Genomic DNA, 20,389 nt, shown 5'->3' on the forward strand with positions numbered 1-20,389 from the left:
GTAACTAGATGAAAAAGCTAATTCTATCGTTGGCCTTGGTCGCTGTGACGGCCATAGCTTTTGGACAAAAGAAAGTAGTTCGCTCTGCAAATAAAAACTTCAAATCTGGAGATTTAGAGGCAGCGCTTACTGATATTAATATGGCAATTGAAGACCCCGAGACTGGGGCTGAGCCAGAAACCTACCTCTTGAAGGCTCAAATTGAGCTAAAGATGTTTGGTTCGGATTCCACTCAAAATGAAGAAAACCTTAAACTAGGAGAGGCTTCCTTAGCCACTTTTTTCAAAACCTTCGAAATGGCAGGTTCCAATAAAGAAGAGGGGGTAGGGAAAGATGTTTATGCTGAGGATGTGACAGGAGTTCCTGACAACCTGCGTCCATACTCTATCATGACTTTGAAAAATACTTCCTTTGACAAAGCAATCAGAAGTTATGAAAATGAAGATTTGGAAATGGCCTATGAGTATTTCAACCTAGCAGGGGAGATTGATCCAAGGGATACCACTATTCATTACAATGCTGGATTCTTGGCAAATGAAATAGGGAGAACCGAAGAAGCGAAAAAGCACTTCAACCTGTTGTTTGAAATTCCCGAATACAATAAAATCAATGCTTACTATACCATGATCCAAATCTCTAGTGCTGAAGAGGATTCGGAAGGTGCTTATGAATTGGTTAAAAATGCAAGAGAAGAATATCCTGAAGATAAAGTATTGGCCGAGTACGAGATCCAATTGCTTTTGCAATTGAATAAAATGGATGAAGCCATGGCTCAAATCAATGAAGCCTTGAAGAACGATCCAGAAAATACCGCAATCTTGTTAAGATCAGGTTATTTGAAAGAGCAATCTGGTGATATTGAAGGTGCCTTAGCTGATTACAAGAAATCAGTGGAAATTGATTCGGAATTTTACGAAGGAAACTATTACACAGGTGCTTTATTGCTAGAAATGGCCAAAGAGGTGATGACGGAGTTAAATGCTCTTTCTGATGAGGAATGGGAAAAAAGATCCGACGAAATGGGAGCAAAGATTAACGGATATTACGAAGATGCCGTTCCCTATTTTGAAAAATCATTGGAAATTCGTCCAGAGGACACTGATGTTATGGCCATTTTGTTCCAGATTCACTCTCGTCTGAAAAATGCCGAAGAAGCAGAAAAATACAACCAAAAGCTAATTGAGCTTCTCGGTCCAAACTGGATGGAGGGATAAAGTAGTCTTTACTCAATCATTTAAAAGGATTGTCGCTAGCGTGGCAATCCTTTTTTTTTGCCCGATAGTATATTCCATTCATAATCTTCGGTTTTTATTTGTTTAAATAGAATTAATAGGCAATTTTATTTGTTCAAACCTATCAATATTTCAATAAAACCTAAGGTTCCAACCTACATTCAATGAAAGATTTACAATTTCCCAAAGAGGATCAAATTCCAGATTCTTTTCGCCTGTCTGAACCCTTAAGACAGAAAACCTATTTGTCCAATGGACTGATGAAAGTCTGGAAAGGCAAATCCCACGACGTTTTTTCTCCGATTTGTGTTGAAAAAAAATCGGGTCCCACCCGGGTTTTGGTGGGGTCTTATCCCATCTGTGGGGAAAAAGAGGCGCTTGAAGCCCTGGATGCAGCAGAGAAAGCCTACGATAATGGACGTGGTGAGTGGCCAACCATGTCGGTTGCAGACCGGATCAAATGCATTGAAAAGTTTACCCAACGGATGATTGAAAAACGAGAAGAGGTGGCTAAACTCATTCTTTGGGAAATTGGAAAGTCCTACACTGATTCTCTGAAAGAATTTGATCGAACAGTGGAATACATTTATGCGACCGTTGACTCATTGAAAGACCTTGATCGACAATCCTCTGGATTTCAGATCGTCGATGGAATAGCCGCTCAAATCCGGCGGTCCCCCTTGGGTGTTGTCCTTTGCATGGGACCATTTAATTACCCGCTAAACGAAACCTACACCACTTTGATCCCAGCCTTAATTATGGGGAATACCGTGCTGTTTAAGCCGCCGAAGCATGGTTCATTATTGCATTTTCCCCTACTTGAGGCTTTCGCAGAATGCTTCCCAAAAGGGGTGGTCAATTCTGTTTATGGACGTGGTGCCGATATCATTCCGCCGTTGATGAAGTCTGGGCGAATCAATGTTTTGACACTGATCGGTTCGAGCAAAGTAGCCGATCAACTCAAAAAGCTTCATCCCAAAGTAAATCGTCTTCGGGCAATTTTAGGCCTGGATGCCAAAAATGCAGCCATTGTAACAGCCAATGCTGACCTGGATTTAGCCGTAAAAGAATGCATTACAGGTGCCTTGTCCTTCAATGGGCAGCGCTGTACGGCTCTTAAACTAATATTTGTGCATAAGGCTATCGTGGATGAGTTTAATAAAAAACTAGTTCAAGCCATCGGAAAATTAAAAGTAGGGATGCCTTGGGAGAATGGAGTAAATATCACACCGCTTCCAGAGCCTCAAAAGCCTATTTATCTTCAAGAATGCCTCAATGATGCCGAAAAGCACGGTGCAAAAATTCTCAACAAACATGGAGGTGAAACCAACGAATCCTTTGTTTATCCAGCAGTGGTTTATCCGGTAAATGAAAAAATGAAGCTTTACCGGGAGGAGCAGTTTGGGCCGATTATCCCGGTGTTGCCTTTTCTCCGCATTGAAGAACCAATTGAATATTTAATAGAATCTCCCCATGGACAACAGGTGAGTCTGTTTAGCAGTGACTCCGAGGAACTAGCCAAATTAATTGATCCGCTCGTCAATCAGGTCAGCCGGGTAAATATCAATTCACAATGTCAGCGGGGTCCGGATGTTTTTCCCTTTACCGGAAGGAAAGACAGTGCTGAGGGGACGCTCTCGGTTTCCGATGCACTTCGATCATTCAGTATTCGTTCATTAGTTGCAGCAAAACTTACCGAGGAAAACAAACATCTCTTAAATGAAATAATCACCGATCAAGAGTCCAATTTCTTGAGTACAAAATTCATATTTTAGTTTTAATTGGCCGGGTGGTAGAAACCACTCGGTTTTTTTTTTCTTTTGGATGAAAAGGTAGTTGGATTCTTATTCCTATTTTTAAAGCACTGATCCAAGCCATTAAAACCTTGATTTAGAATGAAAAGGTCTCCATTGGTCACAAAAAATTTTTATTTGAGAGATGCTTCGGCTAGTTTCGGGTTGACTAGCTATTCCACCTATGGTAAAACTGAAATATGTGCGCTTAATCCTGCTGATTTTTTGCGGGGCTATGGTTCATCAGATCTCTGCGCAGACCCGTTCATCTGCTGAAATTTATCATGAATTAGTAAAGTTTAAACAAACCAAGCGAGTGCTCTACGTGGCTGCCCACCCCGATGATGAAAACACCCGCTTGATTGCTTACCTGGCCAATGAACTCAAAGCTCAAGTAGGATATTTGAGCTTGACCCGTGGGGATGGAGGCCAAAATCTCATCGGTTCGGAATTAGGCATTGGTCTTGGACAAATTCGGACGCAAGAACTTTTAAAGGCCCGAGAAATTGATGGTGGAAGGCAGTTTTTTACCCGAGCTAAAGATTTCGGATTTAGTAAAAATCCCAACGAAACCTTGCAAAATTGGGACAGGCAAACTATTCTTTCGGATGTGGTTTGGGTGATCCGCAAGTTTAGACCCGATATCATCATTACTCGCTTCAATACCATTCCGGGAGTTACTCACGGACACCATACCACTTCGGCGATTTTGGCAGAAGAGGCCTTTGATTTGGCTGGACGTTCCGATGCTTTTCCAGAGCAATTGGAGTATGTAGCTCCTTGGGCTCCTACACGTATTTTTTGGAACGCGTATAATTTTAGAGGGGATTTTGAGCCCGAAGAAGGAAAAGTTTATGTTGAATTTCCTACAGGAAATTTCAATCCCTTATTAGGGAAAAGCTATTCTCAGATTGCAGCGGATAGTCGAACCATGCATAAATCGCAGGGTTTTGGGGCTACAGCAGGGATAGGAGAAGCGGTCGATCATATCCAATTTATTAAAGGGGAGCCTTTTTCGGAGAGCCCGTTTGATGGGGTGATCAATCGGTGGACTAAGCTTGAACAAGGCGTTCAAATCGAACAGAAAATCGAGGAAATAATTGCCCATTATGACTTTGAAAATCCATCGTCTATCGTTCCTGACTTGTTAAATCTACGACAAAAATTAAATGATGAATCACTAGATGAAGTTTGGTTTGCCGAAAAATTAAAATTTTTGGATCAATTAATTCTTCAGGCATTAGGATTGGATATTGAATTTAACAGCCAGACTGAGACTGGATTTCCAGGAGCAGAAATCTCCGCAGAATTACTGTTAAATAATCCCAGCCCGCTGGAGGTGTCCAACCTTTCGGTTCAGCTTTTTGGAGAAATCTTTACCCCAGAAAATAAGTCTGCAGTGCGTAACAACAAACCCTTGCGACTTCCAATTCGGTCGACTATTCCAACCGACACTCCTTTTTCTCAGCCCTATTGGTTGGAAAATTACGTAGACGGACCGATGTATCCAGTGGCCGATCAGCTCAAAATTGGTAATGCTTTTAATCCGGCTGCGGTCCAATCCCAATTGTCTTTTACCATCCAGGGGCAAACATTTCAAGTTAATGTGCCTTTGAAGTATAAGTTCAATGACCAGGTAAAAGGTGAGGTGAAACAACCATTTTCAATTGTACCAGAAATTGACCTTTCCTTATCCAAATTCACGGTGTTCAACTTAGCAGGTAAGCCTGGAGAGGTTACCGTAACGGTTAATTTTAGGGATCGAATCCGAGATGGGGAGTTGCTTTTTGAGGGATTAAAAGCAGAAAACTACAGGATTTTAGCGGTAAGCGATGACTCCTTTCGAAAACAGCGGATTTATCAAGTGCAATTTTTAAAGGACAAACCCGGTAAAAATTTAATCAGGGCAGGATATAGAACCGAAGATAATCAGCTTTTTGATCAAATCACCAATCGGATCAGTTACGATCACATTCCTAACCTCACCTATTTTCAGCCGGCTCTTATTTTGCTTATTGAAGCGGATTGGGAGATTTCTGGGGAGCGCATTGGATACATTGCAGGGGCAGGAGACGATGTACCGGCTGTGCTTCAATCGTTGGGGTATTCGGTGACGATGATTGGCCCTTCAGATTTTGATTTGGAGTACCTTTCTCAATTTAAAACCATCATCGTTGGGATCCGTGCCTATAATGTAAACCGGGATTTGGCCAGCAATCAACAAGTGATGATGGGCTATGTTCGATCCGGTGGGCATTTGATTGTGCAATACAATACTTCCTCCCCGCTTTTGACCAACCGACTTGGACCATTCCCGTTTAGCATCACGCGAGATCGAGTTGCGGTGGAGTCGGCTCAGGTGACCGCGGATTTTGATCACCCCATCCTTAGTGGTCCCAATCCCATTCAAGCCAGCGATTTTGAAGGTTGGGTTCAAGAGCGGGGCTTGTATTTCGCAGGGGATTTTGGAGGCGATTACAGCACGCCATTTGTCATGAATGATCCCCAAGAAGATCCAAAGTCAGGTTCTCTTATTTATGCGAGGTATGGAGAGGGGACCTTTATTTATACCGGCTTGTCCTTTTTTAGGCAGTTGCCTGCTGGCGTGCCTGGAGCCATTAAATTATTTATCAACCTAATCGATCAACCCTAATGGAAGAGAAAAAAGTAAACTGGAAAAATCTTTACTTCGGTCTCATGGGCGCCTTATTGCTTCAGATCGGATTGTATTACTGGTTAATGAATAGTTTTTCATGAGCGCGCTAGATTGGATTGTCTTATTTGGTACCCTGGGAACGATAGCCATTTATGGGATTTATCAAACTCGGGGTAAAAAAAACCTAGACGCGTATTTGAGAGGGGGGAATTCGATGAATTGGTGGACCATTGGACTTTCCATTATGGCCACTCAGGCCTCCGCCATTACTTTTTTGAGTACGCCGGGCCAGGCTTACGAAAGTGGAATGGGATTCATTCAGTTTTATTTTGGCTTGCCGCTGGCCATGATTATCATCTCCATATTTTTTATTCCCATTTATTACAAGCTTAAAGTGTATACCGCTTACGAATATCTGGAGAATCGATTTGACCTGAAAACTCGAACCTTGGCTGCGTTGCTGTTTATTGTTCAGCGAGGCTTGGCCTCCGGAATTACCATCTATGCTCCGGCAATAATACTTTCTACCTTGTTGGGTTGGAATCTGACCTGGACGGTGATATTTATCGGGGTGGTGGTGATTATTTACACGGTTTCAGGAGGCACAAAAGCGGTGTCCATTACCCAAAAACAACAAATGGCTGTGATGATGGGAGGGATGATTCTGGCTGGGATTATCGTGCTCAATTTGCTGCCGGTGTCCTTCACTGAGGCCCTACATGTCGCAGGGAAAATGGAAAAACTCAGGATTGTCAATCTCGAGTTTGATCCCTCAGATCGGTACAATGTCTGGTCGGGCATGACCGCAGCTGTGTTTTTATTTCTTTCCTATTTTGGTGCAGACCAAAGTCAAGTACAGCGCTACCTTTCCGGTCAAACCCTCTCCCAAAGTCGAATGGGATTGATCATGAATGGTTTTTTGAAAATTCCCATGCAGTTTATCATTCTTTTCATCGGAGTGATGGTCTTTGTTTTTTATCAGTTTTATCAACCTCCGGTGGTCTTCAATATGGTTCAAACTGAGAAATTAAAAGAAAGTGAATTTTCAGACGATTTTGCAGCTTTAGAGAACCGTTATACTGAAAATTTTGAGCAGAGTAAAGCGGAATATCTATCCATGCTAGAGGCAATCGAACGTGGAAATGAGGAAAATACATCCGCTTTTCGGGCCAAGCTTCACAGCCTGAAGCAAGAGCAGGAGGGAATTCGGGATGAGGTGAAGGAATTGATCGTTAAAAATGATCCGGTGGCTGAGACCCGCGATACCGATTATGTATTTATGCGTTTTGTCATGGATCATTTACCCCAGGGAATCGTGGGTTTGCTTTTTGCGGTGATCTTTTCTGCAGCGATGTCCTCGAGTGCTTCTGAACTCAATTCTTTGGGCTCTACCACGACTATTGATCTTTATAAAAGGTCCGTTAAAAAAGAAGCAACGGATAATCATTATGTGATTTCATCCAAATTGTTTACTGCACTTTGGGGGGCAGGGGCAATTCTTTTTGCGATTTATGCCTCACTTTTTGAGAACTTGATTCAAGCGGTTAATTTATTGGGCTCCTTATTTTACGGAACGATTTTGGGAATTTTTATTGTAGGATTTTTAATGAAATGGATCAAAGGACAGGGGGTATTTATAGCAGCATTGCTATCCCAAGCTTTGATTTTGCTGATTCATTTTAAAAATGGAGAAGGACTAGGTGGATTTCATTGGGACATTGGGTTTTTATGGTACAATGCAATCGGATGTTTGTCGGTGATGGTTTTTGCCGTCCTCATCCAAAGTGGTGTGAAATTGTTCCAAGGCAAATAAAGAGGCTGTCTCAAAAATAGATAGTTTAAAGGCTAGTCGATTTCTCGGCTAGCCTTTCCTGTTTTAACTCAAATGTTGTAATTTGAGGTGTGCAAAAACAAGACTTAAATGTAGGCTTTAAAGACTACAATCCCAACCAGCTCATGTTTCTTCCACCAAGTTTGGAAGAACTTATTCCGTTAAACCATCCCGGGCGAACCGTCAACCAGATTATAGACCGGATTGATCTTAGTTCTGTTTATACTAGGTTCTCTGAAAATGGGGCCAGTAGTTACACCATCCCAAACTGTTGCTGAAAATTCTGGTATACGGCTATCTGGAAAACTGCTATTCTTCGCGCAAGCTGGAGAAATCCATTCGAGAAAACATCGTGTACATGTGGTTGGCGGGGATGCAGCGTCCCGACCACCACACCATCAACCGCTTCCGTTCCGAACGTCTTCGGGATGTGATCGGCCAAATTTTTGCCCAGGTAGTGCTGCTCCTGCATGAAGAGGGGCTGCTGGATATCAAAGAAGTGTATACCGACGGGACTAAGATCGAAGCCAATGCCAACCGTTACACCTTTGTCTGGGGCAAGGCGATCAAAAAAAACAAGGAACGGATCAGCAAACAGCTTAAGGAACTCTGGGAGTATGCAGGCTCGGTGGCATCAGCCGAGTTGGGTAGCCAGGAGCCAGACTTTGTCAACCCTACTGCCGAAAAAGTCACCCAGACCGTTGAAAAGATCAACCAGGCACTGGAGGGCAAGCAGGTAGACAAAAAAGTGAAGCAAAAACTGAACTATGCCAAGAAGAACTGGCCCGGCAAGCTGGAAGAATACGCCCAAAAAGAGGAAGTGCTTGGCGATCGAAACAGCTATTCCAAAACAGATCCCGATGCCACCTTCATGCGGATGAAAGAAGACCACATGAAAAACGGTCAGCTCAAGCCCGCCTACAACCTTCAGCTCAGTACACACGGCCAGTTTGTGGTCAACTATTCCATTCACCCCAATCCCAACGATACGCTCACGCTCAAACCGCATCTGGAACTCTATCAGAGCCGCTACGGCTTTTATCCCAGCGTATGTACCGCGGATGCCGGATATGGCAGCGAGGAAAACTATTCCTATCTGGAAGAAAACAGCATCGAGGCATTCGTTAAATACGGTCTGTTCCATAAAGAACTCGGTCAGGAAAGCAAACCAAACAGAACCATTGGCCTGTTGGAGAACCTGTATTACGACTCTGAAAAAGATCGTTATATCTGCCCCATGGGACAACCGATGGAGGCAAGCGGAAAAAGTACCCGGAAAACTTCGACAGGATTCGAGCAACAGCTCCATCATTACCGGGCAAAAAACTGTATCGGTTGCCCGCTGGCTGCCTCCTGCAAACCGGGAAAGGACGGCAAAGTCCTTCAGGTAAACCGGCAGCTTCAGCTACACAAAGCCAGAGCCAAAAGCCTGCTCACTTCACAGGAAGGAAAACAGAAAAGAAAGCAGCGGGCAACAGATGTAGAACCTGTTTTTGGAAACCTCAAGTTCAACAAAGGCAGAGGCAGATTCATGCTCAGAGGCAAGGAAAAAGTAGCTGTCGAAACTGGACTGCTCGTCATCGCACACAACTTGGCCAAGATGGCCAGATGATCCACTTTAAAACCGGATTTTTGTCCATAAATCCGTGGAAATACTGCATAGTAACTCCTTTACCAAAAGTAACCACCGAACCCTGAAGTTGAACAGAGGTCAAAAAAATAAAGGCCGAAAATCAGAAAATCGGCCTCTACGCTCTAAAAAAGGCTGTCTTAAACTTTTTAATCAAGTTTTGAGACAGCCTCTTTAGTCAGGGATCTAAATTTTACCTTTCCTTTCCCCATACAATTGAAAGAAGGCTGTGCTTGCATTATATGCCAATAGATGAAGCCGGGGAATCGTTAATTCAAGGATTGGATTAGTCGTTGATTTAAGGCGATGTAATCTGGGTTTTTGGCAGCTTCAGCCATTTCCATGGATTTTTTAGCAGACGCAATGGCCTCTTCTTTTTTACCCAAAGAGGCTTCAATTTTAGCTTTCAAATGCATGGTCCAGTATTTTGGATCAGTTTCCACTGACTTTGAAATCCAATCATAAGCTTGATTTATGTCTTTTTGATTGGTAAAGTAATAATTGGCTGCTGCATAAAGTAAGCTTGGGTTTTCGGTTTTGTTGTCAATGACCAATTCCTGAATTTGGGCCATGACAATCGGATCAACTTCGGTGGTAATCCGAAAATCAACTCGTGTATTTTCCCATTTTAAAGATAGGTCAGCCCCATTGTCAGTCATGTTGTTAAAGCTGATTTCAAAGGTCTCGTACTTACGGCTAAGCTTCTTGGGTTCCACCTCAAAGCGAAGGATGTCTTCATCGGCATTATAACCTATTGAGCCCCACAATTCGGTATTTTTAGAAAGAACGATGGTCCATTTGTCTTTTCCGGGAATGGAATATAAGGCATATTTTCCAGCGGGGACCTGATTGTTAGAAATTTCTACGGCGGTAGAAAAATCCAGAATGGTCGCTGCATTGGCACCCGTTCGCCAAACCTGCCCGAAAGGAACTAATTCACCAAAAATTTTTCTTCCCTTGGTGCTAGGTCGGGAGTATTCCACCGTAACATCGGTCAATCCTACTTTTTGGGAAATCTTGGCACTTGGTGAGGCTTGAGGCATTTGCAATTGCTGAGAATAGGCCACGCTTCCCATAAAGAAGAGCGCCGCTGCAAGAATCGAAAATGATTTTTTCATATTATTTGATTAACTTTTGGTTTGTAAGAAGTGCAAATTGGTGTTTTTTTATCCAAAAATAGGAGAAAATTAGCAGGTTTTTTGATTAGTGGGAAAATGCTTCTTTCCAGTTCTTCTATGTCGAATTTCTAATACTGATTTTTGTGATATGAGTTTAGCTATCATTTGTCCCGGAAAAGATCCCAGTCCATGGATTGAGGTAATTCAACGTGAAAAACCTGATTTAAAGATTCAAATTTACCCTGAGCTATCTGATCCTGACTCGGTCGAGGTGGTTTTGGTTTGGCAGCATCCAGAAGGGATTTTGTCAAATTTTAAAAATCTAAAATTAGTTAGCTCCATGGGTGCAGGTGTAGATCATATTTTGAGAGATAAATCCATCGCTAACGATCTCCCGATTGTGCGGATTGTAGATGATCGTCTTACCTGGTCCATGACCAATTATGTGGTGATGGGCGTGCTCAATTTTCATCGACAGTTGGTCCGATACCAAGCCGATCAGAAAAGAAAAGTTTGGGATATGAGTAATCCTGAAATCCCAGTAAAGGTAGGAGTAATGGGAGTCGGCGCATTGGGCTACGATGTGTTGGAGAAGTTGGATTACATGGGATTTCCTGTTTTTGGGCTTGGCTTTTCGGAAAAATCAGCATTTAAGTTTCCGTATTTCACCAAGAATAAAATCGATGATTTCTTGAGCCAAATTAATGTATTGGTTTGTTTGCTTCCCTTGACCCCGGATACGGAAGGAATTCTGAATTTGGAGCTTTTTGGTAAATGTCAACCCGGTACCTTTCTAATCAATGTAGCCAGAGGGAAACATCTGGTTGAAAAGGATTTGATGATTGCATTGGATGAAGGCTTGATTTCTGGTGCACTTTTGGATGTGTATCAAACCGAGCCCCTTCCCAAAGATCATCCTTTTTGGGAGGAGGAGCGGATCATGCTAACCCCGCATATTGCTAGTGTTACCAATCCTGAGGCTGCAGCTCCCCAAGTTCTAGAAAATATAAGAAGACTTTATGCTAACGAAAATCTCTTAAACGTCGTTAATCGCACAAGAGGTTATTAACTTTTACTTATGACTAAGCCCTTTACTATCATTTGCCCTTTGGATTTTTCGGAGTGTTCGCTCAATGCTTTGGAGTACGCCACGAACCTAGCCTTAAACTATCAGGCCAAACTTATCCTTTTTCATGTCATCAATCGGGAAGATTATTTGAAGCTTTCTCCATTCGATGAAAAAGGGACGTATCAAAACGATTTTTTGAAAGAGAAATTGTCTCAATTACATACGGCCGTGTTCCAGCAGATCAATGGGCGAATTCCCGAACCGGAGTGGTCCATGAGAGAAGGGGAAATTGTCCATGAGATCTTGACAAAATCTCAGGAAGAAAATGCCGATTTAATTGTCATTGGCACTGAGGGGATGAATGAACTTCGGAAAAATATTGTCGGTTCTCGGGCGAGTCAAGTCGTTGAAAAGGCCGAAATGGACGTGATCGTTATTCCCCGAAAGGTCTTTTTCAAAGATCCCAAAAAATTGATTTACGCCACCGACTATTACGAGGAAGACAAACTTGCAGTTCAAAAAATCACAACTTTTGCACGCTTTTTTGATGCAGAAATTGATATCGTGCATGTGACTGAGCGTCAAAAACTGATCGACAAAACCCTGCATCAGGTCATGATTGATGAATTGAAGCCTTTTGTTCGTTATAATAAGGTGAATTATTTGCTCAAATCCTTTCGGGATGATTTAGCTTTAGGGCTAGAAAACCACCTTCAGATAGCCAAGGGGGACCTTTTGATTACCTTAAGCAAGAAGAAGAGTTTTTTTGAGCGGATTTTCACTGAATCCCTTTCAAAAAAAATGGCCTATTTTATCAATAAGCCACTTTGGGTTATCAAGAAATTTTAAGCCTAAAACCAATTACCCTTCTGAATTGGTTTTTTTTCCTTTCAGAAAATGGATAAACTCGGATTGGGTTTTCCGATTGGTCAGCAGTGACTTAACTGTCTGAATAAAATAGGAGAGGGTCAAAGTTTGCTTTTCTGTTGAATTTGAGATTTTTGGCAAAGGTTCATTTGGTGTTTTTGTCTTATCGGCGGGGATTTTCTCCGATTGGTTTCCAGGTTTATAACCAACCAAATCATCTGCCTTTTCAAAGCTTTTTTTGGATTTGGACTGAAATCCCATTTTCTCTTCTACCAAACCTTTGTTATTGTAGGCCACGGCATCTTCGGGATCAAGCTCGATTGCTTTTTCATAATCAGCAATAGCGCCATGGAGATCCCCAATTCGGTCCTTGAAAAAAGCCCTACTGCTGTACCGGTAAGGGTTAGCCGGATCAAGATTTGCTGCCCGATCAAATTCAGCCAACGCTTCTTCATTTCTTTTCAAAAGATGCAACACTACGGCCCGGTCAGAGATAAAGTCGGTGTTGTAGGGTTCCAACGAAACGATGGTGTCAAAATCGGCCAAGGCTTCGACTGTTTTTCCCAAGCGAGATAGGATTCGACCGCGATACAAAAAATAAAGGCTATTTCCTTTTTGTTCTTTAATCAGCTGATCAAAAATTTCCAACGCAAGCTCAAATTTTCCTTCCTTGTAATGAATGATTCCCTGCTCAAATGTCATTTTCCTCTTTTTCTTTATAATACAAAGTTAAGGCCTGATAAGTTTATCGAATAATCTTTCCCTTCATTTTGTAGGCTAATCCAAAAGGCTCTTATCTTTAAACTTGGAATAGGTAGTCGAATTTGTCCCCGTTTCAGGCCGTTCTCTCCTGCCTATTCAGATTAACTCCTAAATGCCAATTCATTATGCCGCAGAAGCCACAGGATGTCCTCAAAGACCTGAAAGAAAAGAAATTTGCCCCGATTTATTTCTTAGATGGAGAGGAGCCCTTTTACATTGATTTGATTACCAATTATATTGAAAAAAATGCGATAGCTGAACAGGAGCGAGGATTTAATCAGATCGTGTTATACGGAAAAGATTCAAACATGGGCATGATTCTGAATAATGCCCGGAAGTTTCCAATGATGGCTGAGCGGCAGGTTGTCATCGTGAAAGAATTTCAGAGTTTACCAGATCTTTCTAAGGAAGATGCTCAAAAATTGCTGATCGGATACCTTCAGAATCCCTTGCCGAGTACGATCTTGGTTTTGGCGCATAGACACAAAAAAATAGATGGACGATCCGCGCTGGGTAAAGAGCTGGATAAAAGGGCGGTATTTGTTCGGTCGGAGAAGGTTCCTGAATATCAGCTAAATAAATGGATTGAAGATTATTTCAAGGACCTTGGTCACTCTATTGATCCTCGGGCTTGTCAGCTTTTGGCTGATTCGATAGGAAATAATTTAGAGGTTTTGACAAATGAATTGAGCAAGATGTTCTTGAACTTTTCAAGTCCTACTCAGGTGACCACCGAGCATATTTCCAAGTACATCGGGATCAACAAGGATTACAATAATTTTGAATTTTTGAAAGCAATAGGTTTCAAGGATGTGGCAAAAGCAAATAAGATCATCCATTACTTTTCCCAGAATCCAAAAGCTCATCCGATTATTCCTCTATTTTCCCTGATTTACAATTATTTTACCAAAATAGCGCTGATTCATCAAGCCGGTGCCACCACCGAATACCAAGTGGCCGGAATCATTGGCCTGCCCCCATTTGTAGCTAAGGAATATGTTGTAGCGGCAAGAAACTATAAAATGGGCAAGGTAATTGATGTATTTAGATACCTGAAAGAGGCGGATCTTCGTTTCAAGGGAGTGGACTCCGGAGCAATGAGCGAAGCTGAAAACCTCCGAGAACTGGTGTATCTGATCTTGCATTGAACCCCTAAACCAATTTATGAAATACCATTTGGTGATTCTCGCTAGCTTGGGTCTTTCGATTGAAGCTTTTTCCCAATCTACCCTGTATCAAACTCAATCTCAGCGACCGCTGGACCAGCAGTTTGAAATGTTTGATAAGCACTTATTTTCGGCAGTGTTGCTGAATTTTCAGGAGGTAGAAGATGCTAATTTTTATGGCGAACAACAAAAATCCAAAGAACTCTTAGCCGCTAAAGCTGCTTTAAATCTGGAATCTCCGAGTGGTCCCGGGTTGATGAAGGCATACATTGAAGAAAACGGAAATCACCCCTCTGTCAATTCAGCAGGGTTGTATTTGGGAGATCACTACTTTTATAAGCGTAACTACCCAGCCGCAGTGGATGCTTATCAATTGGTGGATACCGATAAGTTGGATAATGCGGCAAAAGCCGATGTGCTCTTCAAGCAAGGATATGCTCACTTTTTGTCAAAGGAATATGCTAAAGCTGTCCCATTTTTTGATCAATCTAAAGTTTTGGGTGAGCCGATAAGTTTTGACGCGTATTATTACAGTGGATTTATTGCCTTGGAGAATGGCGAAAATCAAAAGGCGATTGCAGATCTTCAGGCGGCAAGCCGGACCCCGTTTTATGCCAATAAAGTACCGTATTTGATAGCAGCGCTTTATTATCAACAAGGCAGCTACGAGGAGTTGATTTCTTATGCCGAGCCCAAATTAGGCAGTACGGCCAACTTGGACCGTAAAGAAATGATCCATTTGTACTTGGCTGAAGCCTATTTTGCAAAAAAAGAGTTTGCAAAAGCAGCTGAAAATTACGACGCATTTGTCAATGCCCGAAAAGGAGAGTTAACTCGAGAACAAGTCTATAAAGGAGGAATCGCCCAGTTTGAATTGGGAAATTTTCCCCGTGCTACAGATTATTTGAAAGTCTCCGCCTCTTCGACGGACGAATTGGGACAGGCTTCCAGTTATTACCTCGGTCATGCCTATTTGAAACAGGATAATTTTCAGTTTGCCGGAACCTCATTCAAAGCCGCTGCTGATGCCTCTTTCAACCCGGAAATCAAAGAAGAATCCTTGTTCAACTTTGCCAAAGCCAATTTGCAAAAAGGGAGTTTCCAAGCAGGCATCTCCGGATTGGATGAATATCTAAATGAGTACCCCAATGGAAAATTTCGTTCCGAAGCTGAAACTCTGCTTTCCGAAGCCTTAATTAATACCAGTGATTATCTGCGTGCCATTGAGCAAATGGACCGGATTACGAATAAATCGCCTAGGATCCGAGAAGCCTATCAACGGGTGGCTTTTTACCAGGCGATGGTTTATTACCGAGATCAGCGCTATCCCGGAGCCATTTCTTATTTGGAAAAATCGCTGGAGTATCCAGTCAATAGAGACTTGGTATTGGAATCTCATTTTTGGAAGGGAGAAATCTTTGCTGCCTCAGATGATTTGCCATCGGCGATTAAATCTTATAATGCGGCTTTGGACAAAGGACGAACGACTTCGAGTGCCTATTTGAATAAAAGTGTTTATGGTTTGGGCTATGCCTATTTCAATTCACAGCAATATTCCCAAGCGGAGGAATATTTCAAAACCTACACGGATCGAATGCGAAACCGGCAGGATAAGGAAAATTACGACGACGCCATGCTTCGACTGGGTGACTGTTATTACGTGCAAAAACGATTTACCGAAGCGGAATCTGTTTTTCAGCAGGCAATCAATGAGCGGAATTCGGGAATCGATTATGCGCTTTTTCGCTTAGCGGTGGTGCAAAACTTTCAATCCTCCAATGGGAATGCGATTTCTAATCTCAACCAATTGATATCCAACTATCCCAATTCGCTTTACATTGAGGATGCCCTGTATCAGCGAGGTCAAATTTACATGGAGGAAACCCGCTACCAGGAGGCAGCAGCCGGATTTACCGATCTAATTAGAAGGAGGCCAAATAGTCCATTTGTGCCATTTGCCTTGGAAGGAAGAGCTGTGGCGAATTTCAGTTTGCAGAACTACGATCAAACCATCGAAGACTACCGGATTATTCTCGCGCAGCATCCTAACTCCGAGAACGCCGAAACAGCCTTAAAAGGCTTGCAGGAAACTCTCGCTCTTCAAGGGCGTTCAGGGGAATTTTCTAACTATTTGACTGAATATAAAGCGGCCAATCCAGATGGGGGCTCGGTTCAGTCACTGGAGTTTGAGGCCGCCAAAAGCCTGTATTTCGAGAAAAACTTTCAGCAAGCCACCCAAGCTTTGGAAGATTACCTGCAAAGCTATCCGCAATCTGGGCAAAAAGCCGATGCACTTTATTTTCTTGGGGATTCTTACTACCAACAGGAGCAGTTTGACCGAGCACTCCAAGCTTTCAAGCGGTTGGAGAATGAACCCGCATCCCCTCAGCGAATGAGGGCGATTCAGCGTATGGGTGCGATCGAATTGGATAGAAAAAACTTCAATGAGGCAATACCGTATTTGGAAATGGCTTCGGAAAATGCACGAAACAAAGTAGAAGAAGTAGAAGCGCTTCAGGGTTTACTCCAGGCCTATTTGGAAACCAAAAAATACAATCAAGTAATCAGCACTGCTGAGCGTTTGGAAATTCAGGATGGCATTATTCCGGAGTCTACCCCTAAGGCACTTTTAGCAAAAGCTAAAGCCCAATTTGCATTAAATCGGAATGACGCCGCTGAGGTTACGCTTTCGGTTTTGGTGGATGAATACAAAACCGAGCAAGGGGCAGAGGGGCTCTTTTTATTAGCGGAAAATTATCAGAAAAAGGGGGCAATCGATCAATCCAATGAGGCGATTTTTGATCAATCTCCTCCCTTTGCGGACTTTGGTTATTGGTATGGTCGAATGTTTTTGCTGTTGGCAGAAAATTACTTAGCTGCAGGGGAGGATTTTCAGGCCAAAGCTACGCTGGAATCCGTCGTAGAAAATACGACCAATGACGAGATTCGTCAACTAGCAGAAACTAAACTTCAAAGCCTCAATTGATTATGAAAAAGCTGATTTTATCCACTTTCGCCCTAGTTTCTTTAGGCTTTGCAGGTCAATCCTATGCTCAAATTCAATCCCGAGGGGAAGTTCAGGATCAAGAATTTGTGATTCGAAAAGATCGGGTGTTGACCTTGCCTACTCAACCGAGGATTTTTGAAAAGTTACCGGTTCTGCCTCAGCCCAAAGGTTTGGCTGATTTTAATTATCAGGTGAGTTTCTTCGATTTAAATTTGCCGCCGGTTAATTTGGAAGCCACCCCTGTTCAGAAAGTGTATCGGCCAGAGCGAATGGATGTATATCCCGGATTTTTAAAAGCCGGATATGGAAATTTTGCCAGTCCGCTAATTGAGGCAAGGCTGATGTCCACTGAGATTTTTGACCTGAATTATTCGGTTTATTTAAAACACCAAAGTTTTGGCAAAGGGCCAGTCTTGGCCGAGCAGTCCAAGGAATCCCATTCCTCTGCGGGAGGAGCAGTGAGTTATTTCTTGGATCAGCTCGAAGTATTTGGGGGATTAAATTGGGCTCAGGATTCCTACTCGTTTTACGGGATTGATACCTCGGTAATCAATGATCCCAATCTTGAATTTTTAGGGATTGAAGGAAATGTCCTCAACACTATTAAGTTTGAAGCGGGGTTGCGGGATGTGGAAAAGACTGGCCCGGTTTCCTATGAGGCCAAAGTAAATTTCCGGAATTTCAAGGACAGTTATTTAGTCGTGGAAAATGAGCTGGGTGTTCAGGCAAAAGGGACTTTTCGCCCTGCAGATAACTGGAAAGGTTCCCTGGGATTGAGTTATTTTATGACTACTCCTGAGGATGAACAATACGATTTAAATCGGACTTATTTGGGGATTAGACCCAAGGTGAGCTATCAATATGAAGACTTTTTGATCAGTGCTGGGATAACTATTATTTCAGAAAATGATTCTCTTGCCGGAAAATCGAGTGATTTTAGGATTTTCCCCAATCTTGCCATCAGCTATCAATTTGCAGAGGAGTTTGGTTTTTATGGTGAGTTTTCTGGTGATGTCAATCGAACAACCTATCAGGGATTTGTAATGGAAAACCCGTTCTTGGGTCCTTCAAGTACCCTTCTCAATACGGTCAATAATTATAAAATAGCCGGAGGGATTGAAGGGCAAGTTCAGGGAATCGTAAACTACAAGGCAGGAATTGATGTAAGTAGGTATAATAGTTTTCATCTTTTTGTCAACTCGGCTACTGATAGCACTCGCTTTAATATAATTTACGATGATCAGGTGAATGTAGTCAATATCAACGCGGAACTGGGTTTACAGCTGACCGATCAATACCAGTTAAATTCCCGCTTGGATTTATTTTCTTACGCGATGAATAGTCAGGCCGAAGCATGGCATCGGCCTACTTGGGTTTTGGGAATCAACAATCAATTCACGCCTATCGATCAACTTTTGGTGCAGGCCAATATCAATGTCATGGGAGGGATAAAAGCTAGAAGAGCAACCTTACCAACCACGGAGGTTTTTCAGACAGTAAACCTCAAAACCATAGCCGATTTACAACTCAAGGCTGATTATAAAATCACAGATAAATTTGGGGTTTTTGCCGAAGGAAATAACCTACTTAATGGTAGAAATGAACGGTGGCTAAATTATCCTGTCAGAGGGGTGCAATTGATTGGAGGAGCATGGCTGAAATTCTGATAATCGGTTTGCCATTCCCTTCAAATCGATTAGTTTCGTAGCTATCTTTTTTACAAATGGTTGACAAAAAATCAAATATACCACAATGGTCTGATCCCAAGGATTATGGACTGCCTTATGTTGAGGTCAGGCGATTGGCAGAGCTTTCAAAAGAGACTACTCCTCAAAAAGAAACCCACAGAAGCCAAAGTGAGGAGAAGGAGGACTTATCTGCTGCAGCTTTACGAGCAAAAACAGCCCAGGTAATCAAACCCAAACCAGTTCAGGAATCCTTTGAAGATGAGGGGATTTCAGAAGAAAAGCAGCTGGCAGAAAAACAAACCCCGCGGATTCAGCCGGGGAAGAAAAAGTCCAACTGGGTAATCTATGTCGTAATGATAGGCCTCTTACTTGTTTCAACGGTCGTTTGGCAGTTGATGAAAGAAGAAAATGTGGATTCACAAGCGATTGAAAATAATCTTGTCGAAAATGCGCAAGTGGATGAGCCATCTTCGAAAGAAAAAGAGGTTAATTCTTCTTTAAATCAAAAAGAAGAAGGTGCTGTAAATCAAGACTCTAGCATGCAAGTGTCCCCACCTTTGATCGAAAGTGAAGCGATCGAAGAATCTGGTACAACTATTGAGCAACCTAAAGTGGATTCGTTAATTCGTGTGGAGAGGAAAGCGACAAGGCCCCAGTATTTTATCGTTGTGGGAAGCTTGCCAAATGAGCGCTTAGCGCTTCAAGAATCCAACCAATATTATGACCGGGTAGATGAGCTCTTTTTGATCCTGCCATACGAAGATGTACCCAATTATCGTTTGGCTATCGGAAGGTTTAATTCATTCACCCAAGCCAATAATCAATTGGAACAAATCAAAGATCAATACACAGAAGCACTTTGGATTTTGAAATATTAATATGATTCTACTTCAAACCCTTTCCACCGATAGTCTTTCGGCTATGGATAGTTTAGCCATGAATGGCGCCAATGAAAATATTGGCCTTTTAGATCTACTCATCAAGGGTGGCTACATGATGGTTCCGCTTTATCTGCTCTTTATTTTGGCGATATTTATTTTTATCGAACGATTGATGACCTTAAAGAAAGCCTCAAAAACGCCTACTTATTTATTGGATCAAGTCAAAGTTTTGGTATCCAGCGGCCAAATCGAAAAAGCCAAAATGCTATGTGCAGATGAAAAATCTCCCGTGGCCAATATGATCGCAAAAGGAGTGGATCGAATCGGCTCACCTTTAAAAAATATTGAAGTTTCGATCGAGAATGTCGGGAAAATCGAAATCTACAAACTTGAAAAAAATCTTAATCTTCTAGCTACCGTTTCCGGAGCTGCCCCAATGATTGGTTTCTTGGGTACGGTTGCCGGGATGATTCAGGCCTTTATTGCAATTGCTCAGGAAGAGGGAATGGTTTCCCCAAAGCTTCTTTCGGAAGGGATTTATGAAGCCATGATTACGACTGCTGCTGGTTTGGTGGTCGGTATTTTGGCTTATTTGGGCTATAATTATCTGGTGACTCAGGTTTCAAAACTGGTGCATAGAATGGAATATGCCACCATAGAATTCATCGAATTACTTCAGGAAAAATAAG

13 protein-coding genes and 1 pseudogene are annotated in these 20,389 nt (G+C 42.4%); 12 read left to right on the top strand and 2 right to left on the bottom strand.

The window, feature by feature from the left end; genetic code table 11:
• Positions 1-8: 8 nt before the first annotated feature.
• The 5 genes and pseudogenes from Q0L00_RS00360 to Q0L00_RS00380 all read left to right on the top strand — a co-directional run bounded on the left by Q0L00_RS00360 (position 9) and on the right by Q0L00_RS00380 (position 9,124).
• Positions 9-1,214 (top strand): tetratricopeptide repeat protein, encoded by a 1,206-nt coding sequence (locus Q0L00_RS00360; protein WP_297334866.1) that lies wholly within the window; start codon positions 9-11, stop codon positions 1,212-1,214.
• A gap of 182 nt (positions 1,215-1,396) precedes the next feature.
• A complete protein-coding gene (locus Q0L00_RS00365; protein ID WP_297334867.1) occupies positions 1,397-3,007 on the top strand; it encodes an NADP-dependent glyceraldehyde-3-phosphate dehydrogenase in 1,611 nt (536 codons plus the stop codon).
• Positions 3,008-3,209: 202 nt separating this feature from the next.
• On the top strand, positions 3,210-5,678 hold the full coding sequence (locus tag Q0L00_RS00370; RefSeq protein WP_297334868.1) for a PIG-L family deacetylase: 2,469 nt from the start codon (positions 3,210-3,212) through the stop codon (positions 5,676-5,678).
• A gap of 100 nt (positions 5,679-5,778) precedes the next feature.
• Positions 5,779-7,494: a sodium:solute symporter gene (locus Q0L00_RS00375; protein ID WP_297334869.1), complete on the top strand. Its 1,716-nt coding sequence runs from the start codon at positions 5,779-5,781 to the stop codon at positions 7,492-7,494.
• 143 nt (positions 7,495-7,637) lie between these two features.
• Positions 7,638-9,124, top strand: a pseudogene (locus tag Q0L00_RS00380) (IS1182 family transposase).
• Between the two features lie 287 nt (positions 9,125-9,411).
• Here the strand turns inward: Q0L00_RS00380 and Q0L00_RS00385 are convergent.
• Complete coding sequence (locus Q0L00_RS00385) at positions 9,412-10,260, bottom strand: DUF2911 domain-containing protein (RefSeq protein WP_297334870.1); 849 nt, start codon at positions 10,258-10,260, stop codon at positions 9,412-9,414.
• 148 nt (positions 10,261-10,408) lie between these two features.
• On the opposite strand from Q0L00_RS00385, the gene Q0L00_RS00390 reads away from it, so the two are divergent.
• Complete coding sequence (locus Q0L00_RS00390) at positions 10,409-11,329, top strand: glyoxylate/hydroxypyruvate reductase A (protein ID WP_297334871.1); 921 nt, start codon at positions 10,409-10,411, stop codon at positions 11,327-11,329.
• 9 nt (positions 11,330-11,338) lie between these two features.
• The gene (locus tag Q0L00_RS00395) at positions 11,339-12,178 is read left to right on the top strand and encodes a universal stress protein (protein WP_297334872.1); all 840 of its coding nucleotides are present in this window, start codon (positions 11,339-11,341) and stop codon (positions 12,176-12,178) included.
• Between the two features lie 12 nt (positions 12,179-12,190).
• Here the strand turns inward: Q0L00_RS00395 and Q0L00_RS00400 are convergent, their stop codons facing one another.
• A complete protein-coding gene (locus Q0L00_RS00400; protein ID WP_297334873.1) occupies positions 12,191-12,898 on the bottom strand; it encodes a tetratricopeptide repeat protein in 708 nt (235 codons plus the stop codon).
• A gap of 185 nt (positions 12,899-13,083) precedes the next feature.
• Here Q0L00_RS00400 and holA point away from each other — a divergent pair, with 185 nt between their 5' ends.
• From holA to Q0L00_RS00425, 5 genes are read left to right on the top strand one after another with little or no spacing between them, the layout of a single operon-like run.
• Positions 13,084-14,106 (top strand): DNA polymerase III subunit delta, encoded by a 1,023-nt coding sequence (gene holA, locus Q0L00_RS00405; RefSeq protein WP_297334874.1) that lies wholly within the window; start codon positions 13,084-13,086, stop codon positions 14,104-14,106.
• A 16-nt stretch (positions 14,107-14,122) separates the two neighbouring features.
• Positions 14,123-17,110 carry a tetratricopeptide repeat protein gene (locus Q0L00_RS00410; RefSeq protein WP_297334875.1) on the top strand — a complete coding sequence of 996 codons (2,988 nt, stop codon included), beginning with the start codon at positions 14,123-14,125 and terminating at the stop codon, positions 17,108-17,110.
• Positions 17,111-17,112: 2 nt separating this feature from the next.
• Positions 17,113-18,798 carry a TonB-dependent receptor gene (locus tag Q0L00_RS00415; RefSeq protein ID WP_297334876.1) on the top strand — a complete coding sequence of 562 codons (1,686 nt, stop codon included), beginning with the start codon at positions 17,113-17,115 and terminating at the stop codon, positions 18,796-18,798.
• A gap of 56 nt (positions 18,799-18,854) precedes the next feature.
• Entirely contained in the window at positions 18,855-19,697 is an 843-nt protein-coding gene (locus Q0L00_RS00420; RefSeq protein ID WP_297334877.1) for a hypothetical protein, read from the top strand.
• 1 nt (position 19,698) lies between these two features.
• The gene (locus Q0L00_RS00425) at positions 19,699-20,388 is read left to right on the top strand and encodes a MotA/TolQ/ExbB proton channel family protein (RefSeq protein ID WP_297334878.1); all 690 of its coding nucleotides are present in this window, start codon (positions 19,699-19,701) and stop codon (positions 20,386-20,388) included.
• Position 20,389: the final 1 nt, after the last annotated feature.

The organism is Algoriphagus sp. (genome assembly GCF_024305035.1).
Lineage (GTDB): Bacteria > Bacteroidota > Bacteroidia > Cytophagales > Cyclobacteriaceae > Algoriphagus.